General features: G+C 62.5%; 3 protein-coding genes and 1 pseudogene. All 4 read left to right on the forward strand.

All coding sequences use genetic code 11. The features are described 5' to 3' along the window. Nucleotides 1-146 (forward strand): FoF1 ATP synthase subunit gamma (locus tag K2W81_RS14315; RefSeq protein ID WP_294105501.1); only part of this gene is annotated, 146 nt, incomplete at its 5' end. 3 nt (nucleotides 147-149) lie between these two features. Continuing rightward, nucleotides 150-380, forward strand: coding sequence for a DUF4160 domain-containing protein (locus tag K2W81_RS14320; protein ID WP_294105497.1), 231 nt, complete (start codon nucleotides 150-152; stop codon nucleotides 378-380). Next, nucleotides 320-667 carry a DUF2442 domain-containing protein gene (locus K2W81_RS14325; protein ID WP_294105499.1) on the forward strand — a complete coding sequence of 116 codons (348 nt, stop codon included), beginning with the start codon at nucleotides 320-322 and terminating at the stop codon, nucleotides 665-667. The genes K2W81_RS14320 and K2W81_RS14325 overlap by 61 nt, the downstream gene beginning before the upstream one ends. A gap of 113 nt (nucleotides 668-780) precedes the next feature. Further along, nucleotides 781-1538: pseudogene (locus K2W81_RS14330) on the forward strand (F0F1 ATP synthase subunit beta); the annotation flags it as partial.

A 1538-nucleotide genomic window follows, 5' to 3' on the forward strand; every position in this document is an offset into this window, starting at 1 on the left:
ATGGCGCGCAGATGAACGCGATGGACAATGCAACGCGCAACGCCGGCGACACGATCAACCGCCTGACGATCCAGTACAACCGCACCCGTCAGGCCGCGATCACGACCGAGCTGGTGGAAATTATTTCGGGCGCGGAGGCACTCTAGTGAATGCCGACGGTCATCATCATCGACGGGATCAGGATCGAGATCTACACCGACGATCATCCGCCGCCGCACTTCCATGTGAAGGCGGGCGGGATGCGCGCGAAGTTCGACATCTCGACGGGGGAACTGCTACAGGGCAGTCTGGACAAACGTTCGATGCGCAAGGTGCGGCAGTGGATGAGATTCAATGGCGATTTGTTGATGCAGGTCTGGATCAGCTCCCGCCCCAGGTAGATGATGACGAAATCGTCACCGTCGGCGGCCCCATCTGGGATGTCGTCAAGGTGGAAGCGATCGGGCCGCTGACTCTGGCTGTCGAGTTTGAGGATGGCTTGAAGGGCTGCGTGCGTTTCGAGCCGTCATTCTTGCGCGGTCATTTCGCCAAACTCGCCGATCCCGATTATTTCGTCCAGGTCACGGCACCACATGGCGCCGTTAGCTGGCCGAACGAGCAACCCGACATGGCGCCCGACACGATGTACGACGGCATCAAGGCGCATGGCATGTGGGTGCTGCGGTGAGTAACCGCCAAGTCGCAATCAACACTGCACCGACAGAAATTATTTCGGGCGCCGAGGCGCTCTAAGCGAAGCACGAAGGCAAGGAACGAACGATGGCAACCGCCCCCGACACGATCGCACCCGTTGCGACCACCAACAATGTAGGCCGCATCAGCCAGGTCATCGGCGCAGTCGTCGACGTGACCTTTGAGCAGGACCAACTGCCCGCGATTTTGAACGCGCTCGAAACCGACAACAACGGCAACCGCCTTGTCCTCGAAGTCGCGCAGCATCTCGGCGAAAACACCGTCCGCACGATCGCGATGGACGCGACCGAGGGCCTGACGCGCGGCCAGACCGTCACCGACACCGGCTCGCAGATCCGCGTGCCGGTTGGCCCCAAGACGCTCGGGCGCATCCTGAACGTCATCGGCGAGCCGATCGACGAGCGCGGCCCGGTCGGCCACGCCGACACTGCCCCCATACACGCCCCCGCGCCGCTGTTCGTCGACCAGTCGACCGAAAGCGCCATTCTCGTCACCGGCATCAAGGTGATCGACTTGCTCGCGCCTTATGCCAAGGGCGGCAAGATCGGCCTGTTCGGCGGGGCCGGCGTCGGCAAGACGGTGCTGATTCAGGAGCTGATCAACAACATCGCCAAGGGCCATGGCGGCACGTCGGTGTTCGCTGGCGTCGGCGAGCGCACGCGTGAGGGCAATGATCTCTATCACGAATTCCTCGACGCAGGCGTTATCGCCAAGAACGAGGCCGGTGAGGCGATCTCCGAGGGTTCAAAGGTCGCGCTGGTTTATGGCCAGATGAACGAGCCGCCGGGCGCGCGCGCGCGCGTCGCGCTCTCGGGCCTGACGATCGCCGAATATTTCCGCGATGT

Source organism: Sphingomonas sp. (assembly GCF_019749955.1).
GTDB lineage: Bacteria > Pseudomonadota > Alphaproteobacteria > Sphingomonadales > Sphingomonadaceae > Sphingomonas.

Coding starts and splice junctions, on each gene's coding strand:
- K2W81_RS14320 (WP_294105497.1), top strand. CDS start 150: ATGCCGACGGTCATCATCATCGACGGGATCAGGATCGAGATCTACACC.